26 protein-coding genes, 7 tRNA genes and 1 other RNA gene are annotated in these 25,166 nt (G+C 62.8%); 14 read left to right on the top strand and 20 right to left on the bottom strand.

Annotation, left to right across the window (positions count from 1 at the left end):
* Window positions 1-57 precede the first annotated feature (57 nt).
* Both P1T08_09540 and P1T08_09535 read right to left on the bottom strand, forming a co-directional pair.
* The gene (locus P1T08_09540; GenBank protein ID MDF1596318.1) at window positions 58-357 is read right to left on the bottom strand and encodes a hypothetical protein; all 300 of its coding nucleotides are present in this window, start codon (window positions 355-357) and stop codon (window positions 58-60) included.
* 203 nt (window positions 358-560) lie between these two features.
* Complete coding sequence (locus P1T08_09535; protein ID MDF1596317.1) at window positions 561-1,007, bottom strand: SEC-C metal-binding domain-containing protein; 447 nt, start codon at window positions 1,005-1,007, stop codon at window positions 561-563.
* Window positions 1,008-1,132: 125 nt separating this feature from the next.
* On the opposite strand from P1T08_09535, the gene P1T08_09530 reads away from it, so the two are divergent.
* Together P1T08_09530 and P1T08_09525 are read left to right on the top strand one after the other, a co-directional pair.
* Window positions 1,133-1,528: a tyrosine-type recombinase/integrase gene (locus P1T08_09530; protein ID MDF1596316.1), complete on the top strand. Its 396-nt coding sequence runs from the start codon at window positions 1,133-1,135 to the stop codon at window positions 1,526-1,528.
* Complete coding sequence (locus P1T08_09525) at window positions 1,489-1,893, top strand: tyrosine-type recombinase/integrase (protein ID MDF1596315.1); 405 nt, start codon at window positions 1,489-1,491, stop codon at window positions 1,891-1,893. Before P1T08_09530 ends, P1T08_09525 begins: the two co-directional genes overlap by 40 nt.
* 30 nt (window positions 1,894-1,923) lie before the next feature.
* Here the strand turns inward: P1T08_09525 and P1T08_09520 are convergent.
* Together P1T08_09520 and P1T08_09515 are read right to left on the bottom strand one after the other, a co-directional pair.
* Window positions 1,924-2,001, bottom strand: a tRNA-Ile gene (locus tag P1T08_09520).
* A 61-nt stretch (window positions 2,002-2,062) separates the two neighbouring features.
* Window positions 2,063-2,135: transfer RNA gene (locus tag P1T08_09515), tRNA-Ala, on the bottom strand.
* Between the two features lie 111 nt (window positions 2,136-2,246).
* On the opposite strand from P1T08_09515, the gene P1T08_09510 reads away from it, so the two are divergent.
* Both P1T08_09510 and P1T08_09505 read left to right on the top strand, forming a co-directional pair.
* Entirely contained in the window at window positions 2,247-3,407 is a 1,161-nt protein-coding gene (locus P1T08_09510) for a thiolase family protein (protein ID MDF1596314.1), read from the top strand.
* A 58-nt stretch (window positions 3,408-3,465) separates the two neighbouring features.
* Window positions 3,466-3,705, top strand: a complete 240-nt coding sequence (locus P1T08_09505; GenBank protein ID MDF1596313.1) for a hypothetical protein — start codon at window positions 3,466-3,468, stop codon at window positions 3,703-3,705.
* An 83-nt stretch (window positions 3,706-3,788) separates the two neighbouring features.
* Here P1T08_09505 and P1T08_09500 read toward each other — a convergent pair whose 3' ends face one another.
* A complete protein-coding gene (locus P1T08_09500) occupies window positions 3,789-4,025 on the bottom strand; it encodes a cell division protein CrgA (protein ID MDF1596312.1) in 237 nt (78 codons plus the stop codon).
* Between the two features lie 57 nt (window positions 4,026-4,082).
* Here P1T08_09500 and P1T08_09495 point away from each other — a divergent pair, with 57 nt between their 5' ends.
* The gene (locus tag P1T08_09495; GenBank protein ID MDF1596311.1) at window positions 4,083-4,646 is read left to right on the top strand and encodes an aminodeoxychorismate/anthranilate synthase component II; all 564 of its coding nucleotides are present in this window, start codon (window positions 4,083-4,085) and stop codon (window positions 4,644-4,646) included.
* Between the two features lie 90 nt (window positions 4,647-4,736).
* Here the strand turns inward: P1T08_09495 and pknB are convergent, their stop codons facing one another.
* Genes pknB through P1T08_09465 form a run of 6 tightly spaced genes read right to left on the bottom strand, consistent with a single transcriptional unit; the run spans window position 4,737 to window position 11,208 of the window.
* Window positions 4,737-6,662, bottom strand: coding sequence for a Stk1 family PASTA domain-containing Ser/Thr kinase (pknB, locus tag P1T08_09490; GenBank protein ID MDF1596310.1), 1,926 nt, complete (start codon window positions 6,660-6,662; stop codon window positions 4,737-4,739).
* Between the two features lie 18 nt (window positions 6,663-6,680).
* On the bottom strand, window positions 6,681-8,144 hold the full coding sequence (locus tag P1T08_09485; protein ID MDF1596309.1) for a penicillin-binding transpeptidase domain-containing protein: 1,464 nt from the start codon (window positions 8,142-8,144) through the stop codon (window positions 6,681-6,683).
* Window positions 8,141-9,436, bottom strand: a complete 1,296-nt coding sequence (locus P1T08_09480; protein ID MDF1596308.1) for an FtsW/RodA/SpoVE family cell cycle protein — start codon at window positions 9,434-9,436, stop codon at window positions 8,141-8,143. The genes P1T08_09485 and P1T08_09480 overlap by 4 nt, the downstream gene beginning before the upstream one ends.
* Complete coding sequence (locus P1T08_09475) at window positions 9,433-10,143, bottom strand: protein phosphatase 2C domain-containing protein (protein ID MDF1596307.1); 711 nt, start codon at window positions 10,141-10,143, stop codon at window positions 9,433-9,435. The genes P1T08_09480 and P1T08_09475 overlap by 4 nt, the downstream gene beginning before the upstream one ends.
* The gene (locus P1T08_09470; protein ID MDF1596306.1) at window positions 10,140-10,553 is read right to left on the bottom strand and encodes an FHA domain-containing protein; all 414 of its coding nucleotides are present in this window, start codon (window positions 10,551-10,553) and stop codon (window positions 10,140-10,142) included. The genes P1T08_09475 and P1T08_09470 overlap by 4 nt, the downstream gene beginning before the upstream one ends.
* A gap of 7 nt (window positions 10,554-10,560) precedes the next feature.
* Window positions 10,561-11,208 carry a DUF3662 and FHA domain-containing protein gene (locus P1T08_09465; GenBank protein ID MDF1596305.1) on the bottom strand — a complete coding sequence of 216 codons (648 nt, stop codon included), beginning with the start codon at window positions 11,206-11,208 and terminating at the stop codon, window positions 10,561-10,563.
* Between the two features lie 77 nt (window positions 11,209-11,285).
* On the opposite strand from P1T08_09465, the gene P1T08_09460 reads away from it, so the two are divergent.
* The 4 genes from P1T08_09460 (at window position 11,286) to P1T08_09445 (ending at window position 14,530) form a co-directional block, all read left to right on the top strand.
* Window positions 11,286-11,369 (top strand) — tRNA-Leu (locus tag P1T08_09460).
* Window positions 11,370-11,450: 81 nt separating this feature from the next.
* Window positions 11,451-12,494 carry a hypothetical protein gene (locus P1T08_09455; protein ID MDF1596304.1) on the top strand — a complete coding sequence of 348 codons (1,044 nt, stop codon included), beginning with the start codon at window positions 11,451-11,453 and terminating at the stop codon, window positions 12,492-12,494.
* A 45-nt stretch (window positions 12,495-12,539) separates the two neighbouring features.
* Entirely contained in the window at window positions 12,540-13,796 is a 1,257-nt protein-coding gene (gene serS / locus P1T08_09450) for a serine--tRNA ligase (protein ID MDF1596303.1), read from the top strand.
* Window positions 13,793-14,530 carry a class I SAM-dependent methyltransferase gene (locus P1T08_09445; protein ID MDF1596302.1) on the top strand — a complete coding sequence of 246 codons (738 nt, stop codon included), beginning with the start codon at window positions 13,793-13,795 and terminating at the stop codon, window positions 14,528-14,530. Before serS ends, P1T08_09445 begins: the two co-directional genes overlap by 4 nt.
* Before the next feature lie 25 nt (window positions 14,531-14,555).
* Here the strand turns inward: P1T08_09445 and ffs are convergent.
* Together ffs and P1T08_09435 are read right to left on the bottom strand one after the other, a co-directional pair.
* Window positions 14,556-14,823: signal recognition particle sRNA large type (gene ffs, locus P1T08_09440), an RNA gene on the bottom strand.
* 175 nt (window positions 14,824-14,998) lie between these two features.
* Window positions 14,999-15,092: transfer RNA gene (locus P1T08_09435), tRNA-Ser, on the bottom strand.
* Between the two features lie 25 nt (window positions 15,093-15,117).
* Here P1T08_09435 and P1T08_09430 point away from each other — a divergent pair.
* The gene (locus tag P1T08_09430) at window positions 15,118-15,573 is read left to right on the top strand and encodes a nucleoside deaminase (protein ID MDF1596301.1); all 456 of its coding nucleotides are present in this window, start codon (window positions 15,118-15,120) and stop codon (window positions 15,571-15,573) included.
* 61 nt (window positions 15,574-15,634) lie between these two features.
* Here P1T08_09430 and P1T08_09425 read toward each other — a convergent pair whose 3' ends face one another.
* Entirely contained in the window at window positions 15,635-16,846 is a 1,212-nt protein-coding gene (locus P1T08_09425) for an arginine deiminase (GenBank protein MDF1596300.1), read from the bottom strand.
* A 57-nt stretch (window positions 16,847-16,903) separates the two neighbouring features.
* Here P1T08_09425 and P1T08_09420 point away from each other — a divergent pair.
* The 3 genes from P1T08_09420 (at window position 16,904) to P1T08_09410 (ending at window position 18,617) form a co-directional block, all read left to right on the top strand.
* Window positions 16,904-16,994: transfer RNA gene (locus P1T08_09420), tRNA-Ser, on the top strand.
* 78 nt (window positions 16,995-17,072) lie between these two features.
* A tRNA-Ser gene (locus P1T08_09415) sits at window positions 17,073-17,162 on the top strand.
* Window positions 17,163-17,633: 471 nt separating this feature from the next.
* The gene (locus tag P1T08_09410) at window positions 17,634-18,617 is read left to right on the top strand and encodes an NAD(P)-dependent alcohol dehydrogenase (protein MDF1596299.1); all 984 of its coding nucleotides are present in this window, start codon (window positions 17,634-17,636) and stop codon (window positions 18,615-18,617) included.
* Window positions 18,618-18,818: 201 nt separating this feature from the next.
* On the opposite strand, the gene P1T08_09405 is transcribed toward P1T08_09410, so the two are convergent.
* From P1T08_09405 to P1T08_09390, 4 genes are all read right to left on the bottom strand, one after another.
* Window positions 18,819-19,100 carry a hypothetical protein gene (locus P1T08_09405; protein ID MDF1596298.1) on the bottom strand — a complete coding sequence of 94 codons (282 nt, stop codon included), beginning with the start codon at window positions 19,098-19,100 and terminating at the stop codon, window positions 18,819-18,821.
* Between the two features lie 6 nt (window positions 19,101-19,106).
* Window positions 19,107-19,265, bottom strand: coding sequence for a hypothetical protein (locus tag P1T08_09400; protein MDF1596297.1), 159 nt, complete (start codon window positions 19,263-19,265; stop codon window positions 19,107-19,109).
* 177 nt (window positions 19,266-19,442) lie between these two features.
* Window positions 19,443-20,117, bottom strand: a complete 675-nt coding sequence (locus P1T08_09395; protein MDF1596296.1) for a DUF4386 domain-containing protein — start codon at window positions 20,115-20,117, stop codon at window positions 19,443-19,445.
* A gap of 394 nt (window positions 20,118-20,511) precedes the next feature.
* Window positions 20,512-21,369, bottom strand: a complete 858-nt coding sequence (locus P1T08_09390) for an alpha/beta hydrolase (protein MDF1596295.1) — start codon at window positions 21,367-21,369, stop codon at window positions 20,512-20,514.
* 213 nt (window positions 21,370-21,582) lie between these two features.
* Between P1T08_09390 and P1T08_09385 the strand changes: the two genes are divergently transcribed.
* A tRNA-Ser gene (locus tag P1T08_09385) sits at window positions 21,583-21,675 on the top strand.
* Between the two features lie 82 nt (window positions 21,676-21,757).
* On the opposite strand, the gene P1T08_09380 is transcribed toward P1T08_09385, so the two are convergent.
* Both P1T08_09380 and P1T08_09375 read right to left on the bottom strand, forming a co-directional pair.
* On the bottom strand, window positions 21,758-23,419 hold the full coding sequence (locus tag P1T08_09380) for a DUF885 domain-containing protein (GenBank protein ID MDF1596294.1): 1,662 nt from the start codon (window positions 23,417-23,419) through the stop codon (window positions 21,758-21,760).
* Between the two features lie 16 nt (window positions 23,420-23,435).
* Complete coding sequence (locus P1T08_09375; protein ID MDF1596293.1) at window positions 23,436-25,106, bottom strand: DUF885 domain-containing protein; 1,671 nt, start codon at window positions 25,104-25,106, stop codon at window positions 23,436-23,438.
* Between the last annotated feature and the right edge of the window lie 60 nt (window positions 25,107-25,166).

Genomic DNA, 25,166 nt, shown 5'->3' with positions numbered 1-25,166 from the left:
ACTACGCTCAACTAGCCACCACAGGGTAAGCAAGGAAACCAAACAAAACGGTCTCCATCAAACCCAGGGCGACTCAACCCCCAGCTCGCCGCCGTCTATTACGACCAGATGGTCAACAAGGGCGCCGCTCACACCAAAGCCTGCTGTGTGGTCGCGGCCAAACTCGCCGAACGTGGCTGGAGGGTGCTCCACCGTGGCACCGCCTACCAGCTCCGCGACATCGACGACACCCCGGTCACCCCTGAGCAGGCCAAGACCATCATCGCCGAGCGCTACACCGTTCCCGAGGACATCCGCCGCCGGCGCCGCTCCAAAAAGACCAAAGGGAGGGCCCCTCAACAAGCCCTCGACGGGCATGCATCACAACGCTCACAGCGCCAACCGAGGCGACCCTCCCTACCATCAAGCATCCCCGCCGCCCCATCGCACGTCAAACCCGACTTGACACCAATATCGACTTAGGGAATCAGATCACCTACCACCCAGCGCGTTATCGCGCACCCACCGGCGTCCGGGATCCGGCAATCCCGGACACATCCGTAACTCACTTTCGGTAGCCATCAGTTGCCGTGGCACCGCTTGTACTTGGAGCCCGATCCGCACGGGCAGGGGTCGTTCCGACCAACCTTCGAATGATCTGCCCGGTCCAGTGGGATGGTTCTGGCCCGTAGCAGTCGCTGTGATGCCCTCAGCGACCGCTCACGCTCGTCGAGACTGCGTTCCCGGGCGTCGAGGGCCTCCGACCTGGCCATGAGCTGGCGCTGCAGCTCTGGAGCGAAGACCGTCCCCTGATGCTGGTCGTTGTTCACGAGTTGGCCGAGTTCGTAGGTGATCAGGCCGGCGATGCCCTGTCCCATGGCAAGACCGAGCGCTTGGCAGTAGCGTCGCCAGGTCGACCAGACCGCCTCCGACAGCGGAACCTTCACCAACTGGACACCCCGACCATGATCCAACTCGGAGAGGACCCGACGATCAATCTTGGCCAGTACTCCCCGTTCCAGTGCCATCACTTCACCTCCCGAGTAGACGGGTATACCGGAGGCAACTTGTCAGTGGTTTACCTTCGGGTGGGATTGACAGGGTCTTGTACGCGAATGGGCATGTCCGCTGTCGATTCGTGTCTGGGGCAACGGTGCGCAAGTCATATCAACTGCTGGCCGCGGCGCTCGATGCTGCTGTGGAGTCCGGGCTCATCGGACGCTCGCCGTGTCGAGGTGTGAAGCTGCCAAAGCTCGAGACCACAGCTGAGATCCGATTCCTGGACGCTGCTGAGATCAACCTCCTGGCCGACGCTATCGACTCCCGGTACTCGGCCATGGTCCTCGCAGCTGCCTACACCGGGCTCCGCTTCAGCGAATTACGAGCGCTCCGGGTGGATCGAATCAATGCCCTCCGGCGCACCATCCGGGTGGCTGCCTCTCTCGTGGAAGCAGAGGCCAGTTCTACTTCGAGGAACCGAAATCGGAGGCCTCGCGCCGCACCGTCCGCGTGCCACCCTTCCTCGTCGACGTTCTGGCTGCGCATCTGACGATGTACGGCGACGGCTCGGACCTCGTTTTCTCGGCCCCAAGCGGCGGGCCGATTCGCCGGAACAACTTCCGCAGGCGGATCTGGCTGCCTGCGGTGGAGAAATCCGTCGGTCGTCCGTGCACATTCCACGATCTGCGGCATTCGCATGCTGCGCTCCTGATTGCCCAGGGCGAACATCCGAAAGACATCCAGGAGCGGCTCGGACACGCCTCGATCAAAACCACACTCGACACCTACGGTCATCTCTTCGAGGGCCTCGACGAGGCCGCTGCGGACCGTCTCGAAGCGACCTTTGCTGCCGCTGATGTGCACGCGATGTGCACGCGAGAGGATGCCCCGGTCATTGCCCTGTCGTCCGAATGAAGAGAAACCCCCTCTGACGAGGGGGTTTGTTGGTGGGCCCACCTGGACTTGAACCAGGGGCCTCATCCTTATCAGGGATGCGCTCTAACCAGGCTGAGCTATGGGCCCATGAGGGATTGGATGTTACCAGCTGCCATATACGGCACACCCGGGCTATCCGCCCTCGTCGTGGAGATGATCGGACTTGAACCGACGACCCCCTGCTTGCAAAGCAGGTGCTCTGCCAACTGAGCTACATCCCCAATGGCACCACCATGATACGTCGCACCGGCAATGATGCCAGACGGGTCCTGCGCTTCGCCCGCCTCGTACCCCGGCGTACGATGGGGAACACGTCGGAGCGAAGGAGTCTCATGAGGAACGCGGTGATCGTCGATGCGGTGCGTACCCCGGTAGGGAAACGCGGGGGGTTCTTGAAGGACTGGCATGCAGTCGACCTTGCCTCAGAGACCCTGAAGGCCGTCGTTGCGCGGAGTGACCTCGATCCCGGACGTGTCGACGATGTAATTATGGGTTGCGTCACACAAACGGGCGAGCAAGGCATCAACATCGCTCGAAACGCCACCCTGGCGGCCGGGTATCCGGAAGAGGTTCCGGGCGTAACTATCGACCGGCAGTGCGGGTCGTCACAACAGGCGGTCCACTTCGCTGCGCAAGGAGTGATGGCCGGCGCCTACGACGTCGTGGTAGCGGCAGGTATCGAATCGATGACCAGGGTCCCGATGGGATCGAACGCACAAGGTCCTGGTGTCCCATTCGGCCCGCGGATGAGCGACCGGTACGACCACCGTCTGGTGCCGCAGGGTCTGTCTGCCGAGATGATCGCCGACCGGTGGGGGATCAAACGCGAGGAAGTCGATCAGATCTCACTCGACTCTCACCAGCGGGCGGCTGTAGCAACTCAGGAAGGTCGCTTCGCCCGGCAGATCGTTCCGATCGAGACATCCGAAGGGGCCGTCAGTCGGGACGGGGGGATCCGGTGGGATACGTCGCTCGAGAAACTGGGAACGCTCAAACCGGCCTTCAAAGAGGACGGGGTGGTCACGGCGGGCAACTCATCTCAGATCTCGGACGGCGCAGCCGCCCTTCTCATCATGGGTGAGGACACAGCCGAAGACCTGGGTCTGGAGCCGATGGCGAGATTCGTTTCATTCGCGGTGGTGGCGGCCGACCCGGTCATCATGTTGTCCGCCCCGATCCCTGCCACAAGCAAGGTGCTCGAGAGAGCGGGCATGACCATCGATGAGATCGGGCTCTTCGAGGTCAACGAGGCCTTCGCAACGGTTATTGCCGCCTGGCGTCACGAGCACGGCCACGGTGACTCCGAGTCTCTATGGAACCGCACGAACGTCAACGGCGGTGCCGTGGCGCTGGGACACCCGTTGGGTGCGTCGGGAGCCCGGCTCATGACGACCCTTGTGCATGAGATGGAGCGCATAGGTAGTCGATACGGCTTGCAGGTGATGTGCGAGGGTGGAGGCATGGCCAACGCCACAATCCTGGAGTTGATCTGAAGCCCGATCGCCGCGCCCCGACGGCCATAACCTGCAACACAGAACCTGGAGCCCGCCGGTGCTGAAGTACTTCGTTGCCGTTGTGATCGGTGTGACCATCTGGATGGTGGCGATGTGGGTGATACGTATGCTTGCTCAGGCACCGCCGGAGGTCGACCCGGACGATATCGTGGCGACCGATGTCAAATACCGGTGCTCACTGTGCGGAACGGAGGTCACGATGACGGCGGTTTCCACCAGCGAAGCGGCGCCGCCGAAACACTGCCGTGAGGAGATGGACGAGGTCCCTGCTCAGTAACCCACAGGCTGTGGACAATTCTGGTGATAACAACACCGATGTAGTTCCGGGCTCCGGGTCTGACCGACCTCCATCGCCCGCTGCTATCGATAACTCGTCGTCATCAGGAACCCACCGGCGATGAAGCCAAGGCCGACTATCAGCACGATGTTGTCCCAACTGAGGAAATACCGGAGCAGCACGAGCGCCACCCCCAGCGCCATCATGGCGAACATCAGCACGACGTACCACGTGGGAGACGGCGCCCGGTTGACTTCCTTCGGTTTCTTGGACTGAGTCGGCCCGTCGTATTTCGGTTTCCGTCGCTTTGATTCCGGCATGGCGGTATAGCGTAGTCGGCTCCATCTGCGCGACCACTCAACGGTATGCTCGCATCGATGCGGATTCTCGTCGTCGACAACTATGACTCCTTCACCTACAACCTGGTGCAGTATCTGGGGGAACTCGGCGCGGAGCCCGTGGTTGTGCGCAACGATGAAGTGAGTCCGGCGGAGGCCAGCGCCTTGAAGCCGGATCGTCTCGTGGTCTCGCCCGGCCCCGGCCGCCCGGAGAACGCCGGCGCGTCGATCGAATTCCTGCAGACACTCGGCACCGAGATGCCGAGCCTTGGAGTGTGCCTCGGCCACCAGGCCATCGTCGCCGCGTTCGGAGGACGGGTTGATCTCGCTCCCGAGCCGAAACACGGCAAAACGTCGCAGATCCGTCATGATGGGAAAGGCGTGTTCACCGGCCTCCAGATGCCGTTCACCGCTACCCGCTATCACTCACTGGCCGCAGTCGAGTTGCCGGATGAGCTGGAAGCCTGCGCCTGGAGCGAGGACGATGTGATCCAGGGCATTCGCCACCGCCTGCTCCCGATGAGCGGGGTGCAGTTCCACCCCGAAAGCGTGCTGACCACCGAGGGCAAGAAACTGCTTCAGAACTTCCTAGAGGCGCCTTGACCAACGCCGTCAAAGCCAGTCACGAACCGCAATCCCGACCTCAGCAGCCGGCCGGCGACCTGATCCATCGATAGATCCGCCGATCAAGGGCTACGGAGTCGGTGCCGGCGGGACGGTGGTCGTTGTATCGGGAACGGTCGTGGTGGTCGTGGTCGGAGGGGGCGCCTTTCCGAGCGTCACGGTAACGGTCCTGCCCGGGTCGACTTCGGTGCCTGCTCCGATCGACTGCTGAGCAACAAGCCCGTCGAAGGCCGCCTCCACCTCAACGGTGGTGGCCGCCTCGCGGTATACGAGGTTCACAGCCTCGAGGGCGGCCCGGGCAGCCTCAGCCGTCATCCCGACCACATTCGGTACTTGCACCGGCTCCGGCCCGAGTGAAATCCACAGCGTGACGGTCGAGCCGGCAGCTACGAGCGTTCCGGCCTCCGGTGTGGTCCTGGCGACCCGACCCTTGTCGACGGCATCGTCGAACTCTTCGTCCCGGGCGACAACCAGTTGGGCGCTTTCGAGGACGAAGGCCGCGTCGATCTCTGCACGGCCTGTGAGGTCTTCGAGCAACACCGAATCGGGGCCTGTCGACACCCACAGGTCGATGGCCGTTCCGGGTTCCTGTTTATGGCCGGCGGCCGGGCTCTGATCGATGACGATGCCGGGCGGCTGTACGTCGTTGGGTGCTTCGTTGATGACACCTACCGTCAAACCGTTGAGATTGATGAGCCGCATCGCCTCGGTGAGGGTCTCTCCGACCACCGGAGGTACGTTGGCCGCCCCGACTCCCGTTGACACCAGGACGTTGACATAGCCTCCGACCTCGATCTCCTCCCCGGCGCCGGGTTCGGTTCCGATGACGAATCCGGCGAGCACATCGGGATCGGCTTGATTGACCGGCCGAACCTTCAGCCCGGCATCCTGCAACAACGCCAGGGCAGCTTCTTGCTCCATGTTCGTGACAGCGGGGACCGTCACCATCGAGGCAGCGTCGGTGGCGGTGGTGTTCATCAGCCGGAAGATCAGGAACAGACCGACTCCAAGCGCCACCAGCAGAGCAAACGCGGTGAGAATGAACGGGACCTGGCTGGGTGGTCGCTCATCGGCCAGGCGCCGGTAGGTCTCGTCGGGCGGAACCGTCGGCGGAGTCATGGCCGTCATCATCTGAGTCGGTGCGTCGGCGGCGGGCACGGTGGCTGGAGCTTCTCCTCTCAGAAAACGCAACAGGTCTGCGCGGATGTCGTCTGAGGTTTGGTAGCGCCCGACCGGGTCCTTGTCTAGGGCACGACCGATGATCGACTCCAGAGCAGGGGGGATGTCGGGGTTGAGTGTCGATGGCTGTGTCACTGGCGTCGAAACGTGCTGATAGGCGACCGCCACCGGGCTGTCTCCCGTGAAGGGAGGCGCGCCGGTGGCCATCTCATACATCACGACTCCGAGCGAGTAGATGTCGGAGCGTTCATCGGCCGTCAGGCCTTGGGCTTGTTCAGGGCTGAAGTACGTTGCGGTGCCGATCACCGCTCCGGTCCTGGTTAGTTCTTGCGAGTCGTCCCACGCTCGGGCGATGCCAAAATCGGTGACGCGGACCGTGCCGTCGGGAGCCAGCAGGATGTTGCCCGGTTTGATGTCGCGGTGAATGAGTCCAGCCCGGTGAGCGACGGCGAGGGCGGCGGCAACCTCCGCGCCGATCTCGCAGGCACGGCGGGGGAGCAACTGTCGCTCGCTCTTGAGAACGTCGCGCAGTGTGCGCCCCTCGATCAACTCCATCACGATGAAGTATGTGGACCCGTCCTCACCCCAGTCGTAGATCGAGACGATGTTCGGGTGGCTCAGGTTGGCGGCCGCTTGCGCTTCCCTCCGGAACCGTTTGACGAAGGCCTCGTCAGAACTGAATTGTGAGTGGAGTACCTTGACCGCGACGCGGCGTCCGAGAAGCGTGTCACGCGCCTCATAGACGTCGGCCATCCCCCCGCGGGCGATGTGGGAGACGAGCTCGTACCGGTCGGCGAGCGTGCGTTCAATCTGCATTCGTGGTGATTGTAGGGGTCATGATCCTCGATTCAGCAGCCAGTACTCGAAGATTTGCTGGGCGACCGGCGCGGCGACCGATCCTCCGGTCGCATTCTCGCCGGCGGCCCCGCCCTCCTCCACTAAGACTGCCAGTGCAATCGTTGGATTTTCGACCGGGGCAAACCCGATGAACCAGGCGTGGGGTGGGCCATTCTGAGTTTCGGCCGTTCCGGTCTTGCCGGCAACACGCACCCCTGAAACTGCCGCCCGGGTGCCGGTACCACTTGCGACGACTTGTTCCATCATGCTTGCCATGACGTCCGCAGTGGCGGGGGAGATAGGCGTCGCCCATACCGACGGCACCCGCTCGTCGACGACAGCCCCCGCCGCGTCGTAGATTCGGGCGACCATATAGGGCTCCATCTCGTTGCCCCCGTTGGCAATGGCGGCCGCCACCAGGGCCATGAGGAGCGGCGTCGCCTGTACGTCACGCTGACCCAACCCGCTTTGCGCCAGGGCGGCGAGGTCTCCCCCAAAGCTGGCGGCATCGGGAAAGACACCTGCAAGGGCTTCCCACTCGAAGGGAATGTCTCTGTTGAAACCGAATAGGTTCGCCTGTTCTTCGACTCTGGCGGCTCCCAGATCCATGGCCAGCTGGCCGAACACGGTGTTACAGGAGCGACGGAATGCCTCCCTGAGGGTCACCTCCGCGCCGTCACCGCACAGAGATCCGGCGAAGTTGCGGATCACCGCCGTCGATCCTGGCAACGGGAGTTCCACCGGGTTGGCGAACAAACTGTCCGGCCCGGCAACCCCGGCCTCGATGGCGGCCGCCGCGGTGATGACCTTGAACGTGGAGCCGGGCGGGTAGCTCTGACGGCTGGCTCTGTCTCTCAGCGGCTCGGCCGGATCGTTGGACAGCGCCTCCCAGTTGGCGGCTCCCGTGCTGTCCAGGATCGTGTTGGGGTCGAAAGTCGGCGACGAGACGAATGCCAGGATCGCGCCGGTTGACGGTTCGATGGCGACCACCGCCCCGCGCTGGTTACCGAGTGCTTCGGTGGCCAGGCGTTGGAGTTCGGCGACGAGAGTGAGTTCGAGGTTCCGCGCTTGCAGGTCCCGTCCGAGTAGCGCGTCGATCAAGTCCGAGATGGTCAAGTCACGTTTTGAGCGGAGTTCGGTTGCGTAGTTCGACTCGAGGCCCCAGTCACCGAAAAGCGTTGACGTGAATCCGACGCTGTGCGCAAACAGGCTGCCTTCCGGATACACCCGTACGAACGTTCGCGGGTCGACCGCCTGTGATTCCGACCTGGCCAATCGGACACCATCGGCATCGACGATGAGCCCGCGCTCCCTGCCGGAGATCCCGATCTGGACGCGCGGGTTACGCGCATCGTCGCGGTACCCGGGGCCGGCGATCGCCTGAATGTAGGTGACGTCGGCCAGGAGCACGGCAAACGCAACGAGAACGGCAATGGCCACTTTGCGTATCGGACCGTTCATGCCGGTTCCTCGTGTGACAGGCGAGCGAGCAGGGCGATGAGCACCAGGTTGGAGACGAGGGACGATCCGCCGTAGGACATGAACGGCAGAGTGATGCCGGTGAGCGGAAGGATCCGCACGACACCACCGATGATCAGGAAGGTCTGGAGGCCGAGCGCGAAGGTCAACCCGGCTGCCAGGAGCTTTCGGAACAGGTCGCGAGAACGGAGGGCAATGCCGAAGCCGACGGCGGTGAGTAGGGCATAGGCGCACAGCACGACCACCGAGCCGGCCAGGCCCAACTCCTCGCCGACGGCGGCGAAAACGAAGTCCGTCTGCGCGAACGGGATCAGGTCGGGGCGTCCCAGCCCGATGCCGGATCCCGACAGGCTCCCGGAACCCATCGCGAAGAGGCCCTGGGCGATCTGGTAGCCCGCTCCTTCGAAGTCGCTGAATGGATCCAGCCAGGCGACCAGTCGTCTGTCGACATGGGCGAAGGCTCCCCGGGCAAAGAGGGCGCCGACCACAAACATCACCGAACCGATGGCCGGATAGGCCGCCCGGCCGGTCGCCATGAACAAGAGAGTCAGGAAGACGGCGAAGAGGAGGAGCGAGGCTCCAAGGTCGCGCTGGTACACCAGCACACCAAAGCTGGCGGTCCATGCCACCAGTACCGGTACCAACTGGCGCGGCTCGATGAGTCGCAGGCGCCCGATTGTTCGCGTCCCCGACGCCAGCACCGTATTTCGTTCGGCCAGGTATGAGGCCAGGAATATGACCAACAACAGCTTGGCGAACTCGCCCGGTTGGAACTGAATACCGATCGGACCGCCGGCGAACTCGACCCAGAGGCGTGACCCGTTGACGGTCTTGCCGCGTAACGGTACCGGCCAATCGGCGGGAAGCAGCGGGAGGATCAGAAGCACCAGAGCTCCCAGGAGCAGCAGGTAGCGATAGCGACGAAGCGGCTCGAGCCCGGTTGATCTGACTGCGAACAGGAACCCGACGGCGAGTCCGGCGGCGATCAGGAGCCACCACCGTTGGAGCCCCGCCCTTTCTGGGTCCAGCCGGTAGACCATCGTGAAGCCGACCGCGGTGATAATGGCCACGAGCGGGAGGAGGTAGGCCGTTGCACGCGGTGCCCATTGCCGCAGGGAGAGGTGGAGTCCGCCAAAGGCAATCAAGAAGACGAGGAACGTGAGCGCTACCTGTGCGTCGATCCCGCCTCCTCCGGCGAGGTTCGCCATGGCGATCCCGAACGCGGCCAGAGCAGACGCTCCGATCAGGAACGCCGCCTCAGCCGACCTGTTCACAACTGGACGTCGATGGCGGCCACGGTGATGTTGTCGTGTCCGCCGGCCCGGTTGGCGGCCTCCACGAGCGCCCACACCGATTCCTCAGCGGTGCCCCTCGACAGCAATTCGGTGATGAGTTCGTCGTTGATCATTCCAGACAATCCATCGGAACAGATCATCAAACGATCTCCGCTCAGCAAAGGTTCCTCGATGACGTCCACGTCGAGCGGACGTCCGTGGCCAACAGCTCGCATCAGCATGCTGCGCTGCGGGTGGACGGCAGCCTCTTCCGGGGTGAGCCGACCGTCGGCGACCCATTGGGCAACGAGGGTGTGGTCCCGGGTGAGCTGCCGGAGGGCGCCCGCCCGCAGGAGGTACACGCGGCTGTCCCCGACATGCCCGATGGTCGCACTCCCGTCTTCCTCGATCTTGGCAACTGAAACCGTCGTTCCCATGCCGGTGAGCGACGGATCGGCCCGGCTCTCGGAGGCGATCTTCTCGTTGGCGTCGATGATCCGTTCGGCGATGGTGAGTTCGGTGTTGGCGATGATTGTCTCGATGGCGATCCGGCTGGCGACCTCGCCACCGGCATGTCCTCCCATCCCGTCGGCGACGGCGACCAGCAGGGGTCCGGAACCGGTCCCGCCCGTGGTTGGGTGGACGGAATCCTGGTTCGAGTCTCGTACGAGGCCACGATGGGTTGCGATAGCCCAGATGAACTTCATCGCACCTCCATCACGGTTTTTCCAACTTGCACGGCGTCCCCTTTGACGAGGAGTTGGGGCGATGAAACCCTGCGTCCGTTGACATACGTTCCGTTTGTACTTCCGAGATCATGAAGGACTATGCCTTCCTCTCCACTCACGAAGCGCATGTGGAACTCAGATGCGTACGGATCATCGACAACGATATCCGCCTGCGGGCTTCGACCCAACACCGCCACGTCGTCGACCTTGAACGTTTCGCCAGCTCCGTCGTCGCCCCGGATCAACACGAGCTCCCTGGAGCGCCTCGTGGAGGTACGCGTGGTACCGATGGCGAGGTGCCCGGTTATCGCGCGCGAGATCTGCCACACGAACAAAAAGAGAAGCGCAATGAAGATCAGCTTGAGGAGGGTGAGGATGAGGGCCGGCATGTGGCGTTCACGCCCCTCGGAATGTGAAAGCAACCGAACCGAAGGTGATGACCGACCCTTGCCCGATCGAGGTCGGTGCATCGATAACTAATCCGTCGACGGCGGTTCCGTTGGCAGATCCAGCGTCGGCGACCCAGGCCGACCCCGATTCACGCCAGAGATGGGCGTGAGTCCTACTCACTTTTGGGTTGTCGATCACGATGTCGTTTTCGAGTCCACGACCGATGGTCAATCGATTGGAGCGCAAGGCGAACTCCTGAGAGGATCCGGCCAGGTATCCCCACACCGGAACCGGTCCGGTTGTGAAATCTGTGCGGCACCGGACGGCACCAACCGGGCTTGCCTCATCTATCTCGAAGTGCACGATGACCGGTCCCTCGAGGCGCCATCCTCGCTCTGCAGCGGTGGCTTCGAGATAGCCGGCGAGTTCCCCGGATAATCCGGCGGGGACGAGCCCATCACCAATGTCCGATGGATGAATGTGAATGACGTAGACATTTGGTGCCACCGGACCGGCAGCGCTGGAGCGCAACGCCAGGTCACCCTCCCGGACTAACCGGGCCGCCAGTTCGACAGGATGAAGAGGCCCGCGGAATACCTTTCCGGCCAGGTCTTCGACCAGCCGTTCGAGGCGTCGTTCGAGGTTGCGTACCATGTCCACCCGGCGGAGTTTATCGAGAGGTACGGACGAATATTCTTCAGGGGCTCGTGGTACCATCTCGCCCCGTCCACGGGCGAGTGGCGGAAATGGCAGACGCGCAGGCTTCAGGTGCCTGTGAGCAATAGCTCGTGGGGGTTCAAGTCCCCCCTCGCCCACGGTGTCGATGTGTCGGCACCTGCGTTTGTGCGAAACCGAAATCCATCGGGACATCCCCGGATGTTCCGTCAACCGTCAGGATGGATCAGGAACCATCCAGTGAGGCCGACCTAGTGTTTCCGGAACCATCGCGGCGCCGGAAGCGTCGCGGCGGGCTGTATGCCCTGATCGCCGTCACGCTTCTACTCGCTTTTTCGTTCGGGTTTTCGAATCTCCGGAGCGATCGCGCCGATCTCCGGGAGTTCGTGGACCTCACCAAGGTGACCTCCCTCGAGCACGAAGCGCTGGCCGCCCAGTTCCGTGACTTTCTGAATTTCGAGCTGGCGAGCGCCGATCGAGACAGGATCAGCGCCCTGTTCGGCAGAATCGAGACCTCGATCAGACAGTCGCTGGATGAGCTGGATGCTCTGTCAGTCCCCGCCAGCGGCGCCGGATCGGCAGCCCTCTTCGAGGAGTCTCTGAGGGCCTGGCTGGGCGGGTCGGTGGCACTCGAGAACAGTTTGCTGGTGGCGGCCGATGAGCCGACCAGCCCGATTCCGATCATTGCCATCGACGATGCCCTCATCGACGTACAGGTGGGTGATCGCCTCTATGAGCGGTTCTTGCTCTCGCTTGGGGAACTCAGGACTGAACTCGAGACGGATATCGGGGTTCTGCCCCTGGTTGCGTACGCTCCGGCCGGCGGATTGCCGGTGACCGGTGAGTTGCTGGCGGCGGCCGTTCGTGGATCGAACCAGGTGGCGGCCTTCCACGACGTGCGAGTCGGCCAAATCGGGCTCGATCCGGATTTCACCGGGGGACAACACGACGGCGTGGGTGTTCTGGCGTTCACAGAGACGGTGAATGCCACCGCGGTCGTCTCGAACGCAGGCAACCTCCCGGAGAGCGACTTGACGGTGGCACTGCGGGTGATCACGGTTGCGGACGGCACGGTCGTTTTCAGCGAGCAAACCATCATCACCTCGCTCGAGCCGGGCGCTTCACGAACCGTCGAGTTTCTGGATGTCCCGGTCGTGGAGGGCATTACCCACGAGGTGTTGGCGATCGTCATGGCCGTCACCGGCGACGTCGACGGCGACAACAACACAGCGTCGTTGTCGTTCTTCGTGCAAGCCCCCTCATAGAACACCGAACACGGCTCTCGTTGCCCGCGGTACCATCATCTCGCCATGATCGATGTCACCTTCCTCCGAGAGAACCCCAACTTGCTCCGCTTGGCCCTGGGCCGGCGGGGAGTAGAACTCAGCGTCGACGAGTTGTCCGAACTCGATCGCCGTCGGCGCGACGTGCGCCATGCTGCGGAAGAAATCCGGTCTGAGCAGAAGCAGGCCGGCACGGCCATTGCCGCCCTCCAGGGCGAGGAGAAGCAGGCGGCGATCACACATGCGGCATCGCTTTCGGAGTCCTACAAGCGACTGACCGTCGAAGCCGACGGCCTCGACGCAGAGTTCGATGCGTTGTGGGTGCAGATACCGAATATCGCCCACGACTCCGCGCCCGACGGGATGACCGAGGCCGACGCCGTCGAGATCAAGCGCTGGGGGGTGATCCCGGATTTCGAGTTCGAGGTAAAGGATCACCAGGATCTGGGAGAGGCACTCGACATCATCGACATTGAACGCGGCGTCAAAGTGTCCGGAAGCCGTTTTGCCTATCTCAAAGGAAAGGCCGTCTTGTTGGAGCTGGGCTTGGTCCGTTTTGCGATGGACCGCCTCACCTCCGAAGGCTTCACGCCGGTCGCTCCACCGGTCCTGGTTCGCGAGGAGGCCCTGTTCGGAACCGGATTCTTCCCGGCCGACCGCGACCAGGTCTATGCCGTGGAACGCGATGACCTGTTCTTGGTGGGCACATCTGAAGTATCCCTCGCTGCGCTGCACCTGGACGAGATCCTGGACGGAGCCGACCTCCCCGTCCGGTATGCCGGTGTTTCCACCTGCTTCCGACGCGAGGCAGGGACCTACGGCAAAGACACTCGAGGCATTTTCCGAATGCACCAGTTCGACAAGGTCGAGATGTTCTCGTTCTGTCATCCCGATCGGTCGTGGGAAGAGCACGAGTATCTGGTTTCGATCGAGGAACGGGTCCTCCAGGAATTGGAGTTGCCCTATCGGATGGTCAACGTTGCGGTGGGAGACCTCGGAGATTCGGCTGCCAAGAAATACGACATCGAAGTGTGGTTGCCGTCTCAGGGCGCCTATCGAGAGATCACTTCATGCTCCAACACGACCGACTATCAGGCTCGTCGCCTCAAGACGCGGTTCAAGTCCGAGCAGGGCAATCGTCTCGTGCATACGCTCAACGGGACGGTGGTGACGAGTTCGCGGACGGTGCTGGCGATACTGGAGAACCATCAGCGCGCCGATGGTTCGATTGGGATTCCGGCCGCGCTGCAACCCTACGTTGGGTTTGAGTCGATCGAACGATGAGTTCGGCACGTCCGCGGGAGATATTCTCGCGTATAGCCAGACGATATGACCTCCTCAATAGTGTCTTGTCGTTCGGGCAGGAGCAGGAGTGGCGAAGACGCGGCGCCGCATACCTCCCGGAAGGTCGAGTACTCGATCTGGGAAGCGGGACGGGGGCCGCGCTTCCGGTGTTTGAGGGTCGTGAGGTCGTGGCGCTTGATCCGGTCCCTGAGATGCTGGCCCTCAGCCCGATTCGGGCACGGGTGGTCGGGTACGGCGAGCAACTGCCTTTCGCAGACGGGTCGTTTGACGGCGTGTTCTCGGCCTACGTATTCCGCAATTTGGCCTCGATTCCGGCAACTCTGGCCGAGGTCCGGCGCGTCCTCCGACCAGGGGGAGCGATGGTGGTGATCGGTCTGGGACGGCCGCGCAACGTGTTCGCTCGCTCGCTGCACCGGATCGGGTCGGCGATCTTCTTGCCGCTGGCCGGATTGACGATTGGCTCACCGGGCGATTACTGGTATCTGCACCGGTCGCTGGACAAGCTGCCTCCTCCGGAGGAGATGTTCGCTCGCGGTCCGCTGCACCTGCAACGGGTGTGGCGAATGGGCCCTTTGGGCTTCGTATACGGAGCAGTCCTGAGAAAACCAACAGAGGGGCTCGATTCCCTCTTCGATTCTGATTCTCCCGCTTTGTGGACACGGTCTCGGCGAATCAGGAAGGTTCGAGGGCGGAGAAACCGGACCCGCGACTAGGAACCCGCGACTCGCGACTCTTCTTCCGTGCACCCTGCCGTCGCATGAGCAGTGACCGGTGCCTCCCGGGTCGCCGGCTCAGACCAGGCGCTCCTGCGGCACCCGAGGTGTTTCGCTTAGGGCTGCTTCCTTCCGGACCTGACCCGATTCACGAGACCCCGCCGCGCAGGACCCAGCCGTCAACACCACGTGCCCGGTGCAAACCCGACCGCTGTCACGCTCGGGCAGGGAATTCAGTCCCGCATAGAGAGGATTTCGGGTTCAGGGCACCCCTAGCGCCCCACTTAGCACGGAGAGGCATTGTAGCTCGCTTGCGTTTCTCCCCCGGCGCTAGTGCTAGAGGGGAAAGATGCCGGGTCTTTGCGGCAGAGGGGGCCAGCGGAGGGCGGACGGCCGCCGGCAACAGGACCCCGGCGGATCTACCGACACCTGATATCTGATACGGCTGCCTGCCTCGGGCAGGCAGGTTGGCGGAGGGAGCGGGATTTGAACCCGCGAGGGAGCTCACACCCCCTACACGCTTTCCAGGCGTGCGCACTAGGCCAGACTATGCGATCCCTCCAGGGCGCCATAGTGTAGAGGGCGTTATGGAACTCGACTTCATCGAAGCGATGGGACTTGCCCTCGTCGAGGCGCGAGCTGCCGTCGAGCATGGGGACGTCCCGGTGGGTGCGGTCCTGCTCGACGAGGTGGGAACGGTGGTCGGATCGGATCACAACCGTCGCGAACAGGCGCAGGATCCGACGGCTCATGCGGAGATGCTGGTGATATCACACAGGGCCCGAGCTTCGGGCGATTGGCGCCTGGCCGGCCACACGCTGGTGGTGACGCTGGAGCCGTGCCCGATGTGCGCCGGCGCTGCCATGTGGGCTCGCCTGGACCGGATCGTGTACGGCGCCGCCGACCTCAAGGCAGGCGGCGTATGGAGTCTCTTCAACATCCCCCAGGATCGTCGCCTCAACCACCGTTGCGAAGTGATCGCCGGCGTGCGAGAGGGTGAGTGTTCGGCGCAGCTGCGAGAATTCTTCGAGTCCAGACGCTGAATCTCCTTTTCTCCGCAATGCTGTGGTCGGTTTTTGCATCATTGCATTGCGGAGAAACTCACTACAAGGGGGCGCGAGCCACCGGACACGTCATACAGCGGGGGCCACCGCGTCCGCGTGGGAGTTCATAGGACGGCATGCGATGCACGACGACGCCGGCTTCCTCGAGGATTTCGTTCGTGGCCACGTTGCGTTCGTAGGCGATCACCTCGCCGGGCGCCACCGCAAAAGTGTTGTTGGCGTCGTTCCACTGTTCACGATCGGCCTGGATGCTGGTCATCGCCGGTTCGATCACGTCGGCCGAGTCGAGGCCGGCCGCCCAGGCCAGCCCTTCAATGAGATCGATCTCGCCTTCGACGTGGAGGCCGAGTTCCGGACCGGGTGTCACCTGAAGTGCCCGAACGTGAGAACGAATGCGCGGATACAGCACAAACCGGTTACGGTCCACCATTGTGACGACGGTGTCGAGGTGCATCGTCGACCGCCCCTTCGGAAGTTCGACCGCCAGCACGCGATCAACGACACCCTCCTCGAAGAGGCGAGCCGTCAACGCGGCGGCTCCGGTCGGCGAGGTCCGTTCGGAAACGCCGATCGCGATCCCACGTTCACCGACCACCAGCACATCGCCGCCTTCTACCGAGGCCGGGAAGTGCTCTCCAGGCTCGTTCCCGAACCAGATCCGGGTGGCGGCAAAGCGGGGGTGGTGCGAGTAGACCATTCGGAGGAGATCGGTCTCCCGTCGACGGACGAGACGATTCATCGGAGAGAGGACCACACCATCCCCGATCCAGATCGACGAGTCCCGCATGAATACCGCGTTTGGGAGTGGGGGCAGCAGGAAGTCATTAGGCCCGTGGAGTGCGGCGACTAGCCCCTCGGTCGCGCCGACCTCGTCGAGCGTCACGCCGCCGATCAGGTGCTTGACGAGACGTTCCGGTGGCAGCTCGGTGAGAAATGACCGGACCCGGTCGGCAAGTCGGACGCCGCACAGGTCGTTGGTGACGTGTTCCACGATGACGGCGTCGGCAAGGCTGCGATCGGCCATTACCTCGGTGAGTAAGTCGTCGATGTAGAGAACCTCTGCACCGGTGGCTCGCATCAGGTCGGCAAATGCGTCGTGTTCCACCTGCGCCCGTTCGAGCCAGATCAGCTCATCGAAGAGCAACTCGTCCTTGTTGCTCGGTGTGATGCGAGATAGTTCGAGATCGGGACGGTGAATGATGACCGTTTGCAGTGCTCCAACCTCGGAGCGAATAGCGGCGCCGTGTTCCATCGTCGCATTCTCACACAGGTTCCGCCTCGACGCTGCCGTGTACAATCCCAGATCCTCGGAGGGATCGCATAGTCCGGCCTAGTGCGCGGCACTCGAAATGCCGTAGGGCGTTTACCCGCCCTCGTGGGTTCGAATCCCACTCCCTCCGCTCTAAGCGACCCGGCAGTCGGGCCGCACACTTCGTGCCCGGTACCCGGTACCAGGTACTACCGGCCCCGGCCGGCGAGGAGGGATGGCCGAGCGGACGAAGGCGACAGTCTTGAAAACTGTTGAACCGTGTTAAGCGGTTCCGTGGGTTCGAATCCCACTCCCTCCGCTGCCAGAAGGCGATGCCAGGTCTCAATCGCGGGATCGAGCATGACAGTGATCCGCCCGAGTTGAGAGCCGCACCATCCAGGAAGACGACTCGCACACAGGCTGTGCTGCGACCTGAAGCGGGAAGGCGGGTAGCGCACATCGCCGGTTGTGCGCTACCGGAATTGCGATCGTTGCGATCCGGCATGGCGGCGAAACGGACGGAGACCCTCGGGAACAGGCGAACCGTTGAATCCGGCGGGCCCGACACCATTGCCAGTATTCAGCGCACCCATTGACGGTCGTTGGCGGCACGGGGGATGTGTGCTGGTTTCGCCGGACTTCGTGGTTGGTCGCATCGCTGCGGTACCGTTGAAGCGGATCGGCACCACGAACGGCAGTCCGATGAGTGTTCGCGCTGGTGCCATATTGCTGGCCTCGAACTCCACCACCATGACAGTATCGAAATGAACTACGGCGGAGGTAGCAGACCATGAAAGCAATTGTCCAGGGCAAGTTCGGCCCACCCCAAGATGTATTGGAGATCAAGGAGATCGACAAGCCGATAGTCGGGGAAGGCGAGGCACTGGTACGGGTGCACGCCGCCTCCATCCACATAGGCGATTACTACACGATCGGCGGGCTGCCCTACGTCATGCGCCCGATGTTCTCGGCCATGCGGGCCAAGAACCGAGTGCCCGGAACCGATATCGCAGGAGTCGTCGAAGAGGTCGGAACGAACGTCTCGCACCTCCAACCGGGCGATGAGGTCTTCGGCTCCTACAAGGGCGCATTCGCCGAGTACGTGTCATTCCCCGAAGGGTCCTTGGCGATGAAGCCGACCAACTTGACGTTTGAAGAAGCATCGGCGGTCGGGGTGTCCGCATTGGCCGCCCTGCAGGCTCTGCGTGATCATGGGAAGGTCCAGCCAGGACAGAAGGTTCTGATCACAGGCGCATCTGGCGGCGTGGGAACGTTCGCAGTGCAGATTGCCAAAGCTCTTGGGGCCGAGGTGACCGGTGTATGCAGCACGAGGAACGCGGAGATGGTCCGATCGATCGGTGCAGACCATGTCATTGACTACACCCAGGAAGACTTCACAGAGGGCGAGGACCGATACGATCTCATCTTCGACAATGTCGGAAACCATTCGTTGTCAGACACGAGAAAAGCGCTCACCCCAACCGGAAAGCTGTTGGCCAATGGTGCACCAGTCGGTGGCTGGTTCGGGGGTCTCAAGAGTCCCATAGCGGCGTTCGTGTCGTCACTATTCGTCCGCCAACAAGGGCGTCCCTTCCTGTCGATGTCGAACCCTCAGGACCTTGTCACACTCAGAGAACTCGCGGAAGCAGAGAAGATCAGGCCGATAATCGACAAGACCTATTCGCTGAGCGAGACACAGGACGCCGTGGCCACCGTCGGAGAAGGGCACTCCCAGGGAAAGACCATCATCACGGTGGACCACACCTCCAAATAAAGACGACAGAACTCGTCCGGGTCTGTCGGAGGCTCGTTCATGAAGAGCGGGGTCAGCGTTGCCCCGAGAGTTGGTTGGGGTTGGCTGCAACCTCCTAGTGGTCCGTCGCGGATTTGGTGACTTGGTCTCCTGCCGGACGATCCCCGCTGTGGCAGGGTTCGTGGCACTGCCTACCCCGGTCATCAAATAGCAGACAGACCACTAGGGAATCCTCAGCGGAAACACCTCCGCCTGCTCGAACGTCATGAAGTTGTTCCGATACAGGTTGGCTGTCGCTCGGACGCCAATGAGGATGACTAGGCCGATGACCCCGCCCCGGTAGCTCATCAGCGGCGTCCACGGCAGGACCATCGGGATCCAGTAGACGGCGTTGTAGATGATGAGGATCCAGGTGTACGGGTGGCCGATACTGAGCTTCTGCGGGTCACCGCCCACCGTCTTCTCGCGTTCCCAGGCGAACCGCCGGGTGGAGTGGTACTCCACGACCGGTCAATAGACCGCGGCGAACACCACCATGCCGATGAACTCTGTCAGATCCGAGAAGACCGAGGTGGTTAGCGCGACGACGGCCCAGGCCAGGGTCGGCAGGCCCAGCAGCAGCGTCAATTGGTTGTTCCAGGTGCGGGTCAGGAACTTGTCGCTTGTCACGTTTCCCCCGGTTCTCTCGTCGACCGCGGTTGCGCTCGCGTGATCCGACCGTCGGCAACCAACTGGACTGTTGGACAGTGGGGGCCCAGCCTCGCCGACAGCGTGATTTCCCTCAGGTCTGGTCTGGTTCGGCGCCTGCCAAACCGACCGGACCAGTACCTCCTCCTACTCGACGGATCACGCTTCTGCCGCAGGGGAGCTTGAATGGGGAATGCGATCCGACCTGCGTATACCGAAGATGAGGAGGTACCCGATCATCCAGAACTCGCCGACGGTGGCCACCCCCACGAGCAATGATTCGACCGCTGTCGGAGCGTCGGGGACGAGTTGGGTGACGTAGGTGCTGATCACGTATGCGACTCCTCCGGCCATCAACACCCACCCGAGAGCGACTGGCATCACTCTGGATTTGACCACCACGTAACCCATCGGTATCAGCCACAGACCGAAGAAGAGACCACCGATACTCCAGGCGCTTCCATTGAGCTCGTAGAGCAACTGTACGGTTGCAGCCTGGTCCCCGCCCGGAGCGAGGGCGGCGTCGCCCGCCACCATAAGGGCCGTCGCTGAGAAGGTCGTTGCTACCACGATCGCAGCGGCGTTGACCAACCCGAAGGCGGCGATCGATCCTGCGGCGAAGCTGTTCTCGCTGCGGAAGAGCTTGAAGAACCAGATGGCCGCCAGGGCCTGGGTGAGAACGATCGTCATGTCGGCAGCGATGCCAAGTCGGGCGAGCGTGACCTGATCGATCAAGTTGGCCAGTGTGGCTGCGGGGTCCTCGGCCACGAATAACTCGCCACGAACGAAGAGAAACCCGACGAGTCCCGCCACAGCGAGCCCGAGGTAGAACACCCCCGTCCACCGGGCGGTTCTAATGAGCTTCGAAATGGCTATGTCCTCCGTTGTGGGCTGATTCGAGTATGGCAGACACCCGCATCGGCGCACCACATCCGCATATAGCGGCAGATACTGAGCGGTAGGTCGAGGCGTGCCCCGGAGGAGGCCCTAGTTGGTTGCATACGCCGTCCCGGTGCTGTACCCGGTGCCATGGTGTGCGTCAGCCAACGGAACTAGACGGGTCTAGACGGTGTTTCCCTCGACTACACCCGGTCACCAAAAACTACGGGGTTGTTGCGGAGCATCGAGCCACGCATATCACTCAGTCTCGGACCAGAACGAGTACACCCGTCAACCGCCCAAATCGGACTTGTGGGCGGTTGTGCTGTCGCAGAGGGGTGTTGCGCCTTTAGAGCGAGCCGAGGATGTAAGAGGCTGCTGCTTCAGGGTGGTGGAATAGGAGGTGGCCGACTCCCTCAAGGCGGTCTGGGATTTGTGAGCGGCTCGCAGCGAGTTCGGCTGTTATGCCGTGAAAGACAGGGTGCGATGCGCTGCCGTAGGCGAATCGAAGGTTTGTCTGGCAGCCTGCTACTGCCTCTAGATCGAAGTGCTCTCGGGTGATGGGCAGGTCACCTCGGATAAACGCTTCAGCGTTCTCATCGGCTCGTTGGGCGAACCACTCCCGTCCAATGGGTGGGGTGAACAAGCTTGAAACGTCGGTGAGGGAACTGGCTGCTGCTCGTCCTAAGGCATCGACTGCGCCGATCCAGTCGCCTGGATGTGAGTCAAGATGTTGCTCGACTGATGATGCGCCTTGGTCCTCGAGCTTCCTTCCGTCGTCGGTCATCTGAAAGATGCCAGGTTCGAAGCAGAGGACATTCCTCACCAGGTCAGGGTGGCGGAGCGCCAGCCTGAGGGCGACGATCCCACCGGCGCTGGCTCCCAGAACCGTCACCTCCTCCAGTCCAAGGCTGGTGATCAGGTCAGCAGCGTCGTCGGCATGGCGAGCCGAGTCGGATGGCCACCCCTCCCGTCCGCTACGCCGGGTGCCGCGACGGTCGTAGGTAACAACCCTGCAGTCTGATGAAAGACGATCGGCGATGCCCCGATATATCTCGGCGTCCTCGTCGGCAGCACCGATCAACAACACCGCCGGACCTGAACCCTGCTCCTCGACGTACAGGACGGTGGCCCCGACTGAAACCTGGCGACGAGCCGGCTCCCGGCCATCCAGCAGGGCGTCGGGATTCGGATCAGAAGTATCCACCCCATCCACACTACGTCACCCCGCACACAACGGCTGCGATCGGGCGGTCGGTTCGGGCGTGTCCCGGAAGAGCCCTCAGTGGTTGAACACGGCGTCCACGTGTGCATCTTGTGTCGAATCGTTCACGGAATCGCCTGGCTCGTAGAATGCCCGAGGTACGTAGTACGTTGTACGAGGTATCAGTACCGCCGGGCTACCAATGCCCGACGAGTTGGAGAGGTGGCCGAGCGGTCGAAGGCGCTCGCCTGCTAAGCGAGTAGGGGGTTTTAAGCCTCCTCGAGGGTTCAAATCCCTCCCTCTCCGCCATGAGGGCCCGCCGAATGGGGGGCCCTCATTTTTCTCGGCAATGCTATGTATCGAAAACACACCATTGCATTGCGCAGAAACCTCAGGAGTTGGCCCACTCCGCCACGAGGTCTCCCAACACTGATAGCGGCACCGGGCCCGAACCGAGCACGACGTCGTGGAAATCCCTGATATCGAAGCGGTCACCCATCGCTAGGCGTGCATCGTCTCGCAGGCGGATGATCTCGCGCTGGCCGATCTTGTAGGCGAGAGCCTGGCCAGGCCAGGCTATGTAGCGGTCGACCTCGTTGGTGATGTTGTTCGGTGCCTGCGGCGAGTTCTCTATCAGGTAGTCGATTGCTTCCCGTCTGCTCCAGCCGAGGGCGTGGAGCCCCGTGTCGACGACCAACCGGCAGGCCCGCCACGAGTCGAACGACAGGATCCCGAGCCGGGCGATGTCGCCCGAGTACAACCCCATCTCGTCAGAGAGTCGCTCCGTGTAGAGGCCCCATCCCTCTCCGTAGGCCGTGATCCAGGCATGCCGCCTGAACTCCGGGATACCCTCGAGTTCCTGGGCGATGGCGACCTGCAGATGGTGGCCGGGGATGCTCTCATGGAACGCCAGCACCTCAGACTCGAACGTAGTTCTCGTGGTCGGCTCCGACACGTTGATGTAGTAGGTCCCCGGCCTGCTTCCATCCGCGGCCGGCTGCAGGTAGTAGGCGATCGTGGCGTCCTGTGCGGCAACGTCCGGGATATCGACCACGATGCAGTCCGCCGCCGGGAGGCGCCCGAACCAATCGGGAATGGCCTCCTTCGCTCTGGCCAGTGCCCGCGCTGCCCCATTGCGCACCTCGCCGGCGTCTTTGAATCGCAGGTCAGGATCGCTGCGCAGGCGCCCGAAGATCTCTTGGAGGTCGGTTGTTCCCAGAACCCGGCCGCCCAAGCCCCGGTATTCGTCGGCGAGCGACTCGACGGTCTCGAGTCCGATCCGGTGAACCTCCATCGGAGTCAGGTCCAGCGTGGTGTGGCGGGCGATCGCTCGCCTGTATACCTCCTCACCGTCGGGAAGCCAGGCCACACCAACCTTCTCCTGCGGTCGAGCCTTCTCGAGCACCTCATCTGCGAGGGCGTCCCGGTATCGCCGGTAGGCGGGGCGGATCTCTTGCTCGACCACCCCTGCTAGTTCCGATCGCCACGACCGTTCGGCCGACTCGTCGAATGCCGCAGGAGAGCACACACCCATGAACAGGTCCGTTTCGATCGGAGTGGCCAGGTAGCCGTCGATCTGTTCGATGGTCCGCTCTACGGCAACTGCAGGCGGTGTCCGGTCTCTCGCAATTCCCTGTCGCAGCCGTTTGATCGTGTCGTCGAACATCCCACCGATCTTCTGATACTTCCCGACCAGTGCCCGGGCGTGTTCCGGATCCAAGATCGGGAATTGCGGCGCGACGCTCTGGAGGTTGACGTGGAAACCCATCACCGAACTGACGGTCGTTTCCGCATATCGTGAACGGAGTTCAGCAGCCTGAGCAGCCGCCTCTTGAATGAGCACAGCCCGCGAAACGCGCTCATCCTCTGTCAGAGAAGTTGGATCGAGGCGTTCGGCCTCGGCGGCGAAGCCCTCCAGGGCGCCGATGGAGGTGTCCTCCGCTGCCCGGGTGACGTCCTCCATCTGGTCGTCGAATCGGTGATCTCCGTTGAGCAGAGCCGTGGTGGGGTTGGTGGCGCTGACGTGATCCCAGTAACGCCGGGCGAGATCCACGAGGACCTCCGACCGGCTAGGCACTTCCTGCCGCCCACCCGTTGACGAGGTCCGACAGCGCCGGCAGTGGCAGCGCACCGGAACCCAACACCGTGTCGTGGAATCCCTTTATGTCGAATCGGGCGCCCATGGTGACTTCGGCTTGCTCCCTGATCTTGACGATCTCTTTGCGACCGATCATGTAGGCGAGGGCCTGGCCGGGTACGCCGATGTAGCGGTCGACCTCGTTGGTGATCGAGGTGATGCTGGTGGGGATGTTGGCGGCCATGTAGTCGATCGCCTGGCGCCGACTCCATCCAAGGGCATGCATCCCGGTGTCCACAACCAGGCGTGAGGCTCGCAATGAATCGGCGGACAGCATGCCGATCCTTTGGAGCGGACCTCCGTACATCCCCATCTCGTCCGAAAGACGCTCCGTATAGAGGCCCCATCCTTCGGCGTACGCCGTCACGATGCTGTGCTTGCGGAACTCGGGTATGTCGTCGAGTTCCTGGGCGATGGCCAATTGCAGGTGATGTCCGGGGATGCCTTCGTGAAAGACGGTGGCCTCCAGTTCGTATTTCGTCCATGAGGTCGGATCCGCGACGTTCATGAAGAAGATCCCGGGACGGCTCCCGTCCTGTGCGGGCGGGAAGTAGAACGCCTCGGGACCCTGCGTCACCGTCGAGACGAGGCAGTCGGCCTTGGGGAGCCGTCCGAACCAGTCGCCCATGGTCGATTTCGCCTTGGCAAACGCCTCCTGCGACGCCGTCAGCACCTCGTCGGCGGTCTGGTAGCGGAGTTCCGGATCGTCTTTGAGCTTCGAATAGATCGTCTGGAGGTCATCTGTCCCGAATACGATCGCGCCGAGTTCCCGGTACTCGTCTTCGAGCGAAGCGATTGTGTCGAGCCCAATCTGGTGGATCTCTTCCGGGCTCAGATCGACCGAGGTGTAGCTACGGATGGCTGCCCGGTAGGTTGCATCCCCGCCCGCCAGCCATGTGATCCCGACCTTGTCTTCCGATCGGGCGCTCGGGAGGACTTCCTCGGCCAGCACTCGCCGCAACTCGGCGAAGCCCGGTCGAATCTGTGTCGCAACCTGCTCGGCGAGCCGTTGCCGCCAGACGGCAGTTGCGGCGGAATCAAAGGCTTCGGGGGCGCGGACGGCCGCGACCAGCGGATCAAATTCGATCGGGCTTGCCAGGTGGTCGTCCAATTGGGCGATGACCTTCTCCGCCATCAACGCCGGCGGGGAGTGATGGGCGGCGACTCCCTGCTGAAGGCGCTCCGCCCATTGGCGCATAGCCCGACCCATCTTCTCGTACTTGGCCACCAGTGCCTCGGCATGCCCAGGTTCGACGATCGGGAACTGGGCGGCCGCGACGGGGACCATCACATGAGCGCTCATCGCCGGATTGGCGTCGAGTTCCGCCTGGCGGGTTGCCATCAAGTCTGCGGTGGTGCGAGCCTCAAATATCAACACCTTGCGGCTGAGGCCTTCCTGTGGCGACAGGCTGGTGGGATCGATTGCCTCCGCCCGGTCGGCGAACGACCTGAGTTCGGCAATGATCGCATCCTCGGCTTCGAGCGAGAGGTCTTCCATCTGATCGTCGTAACGATGATCCCCGAGCATCAGCGCCGTGGTAGGGGAGCGTCGCAGGTATGCCTCGAAGTACTCTTCTCCGAGTTGGTGGAGTTCCTCGTGCATGGCCTGCCCTTCGTCATTGGTGTCGTGGAGCCTATACGGGCTTTCCGAACCTTCTGCCGG

Source organism: Acidimicrobiia bacterium (assembly GCA_029210695.1).
Lineage (GTDB): Bacteria > Actinomycetota > Acidimicrobiia > Spongiisociales > JAHEDJ01 > JAHEDJ01.
This window is presented reverse-complemented; position numbering and strand designations above follow the sequence as displayed.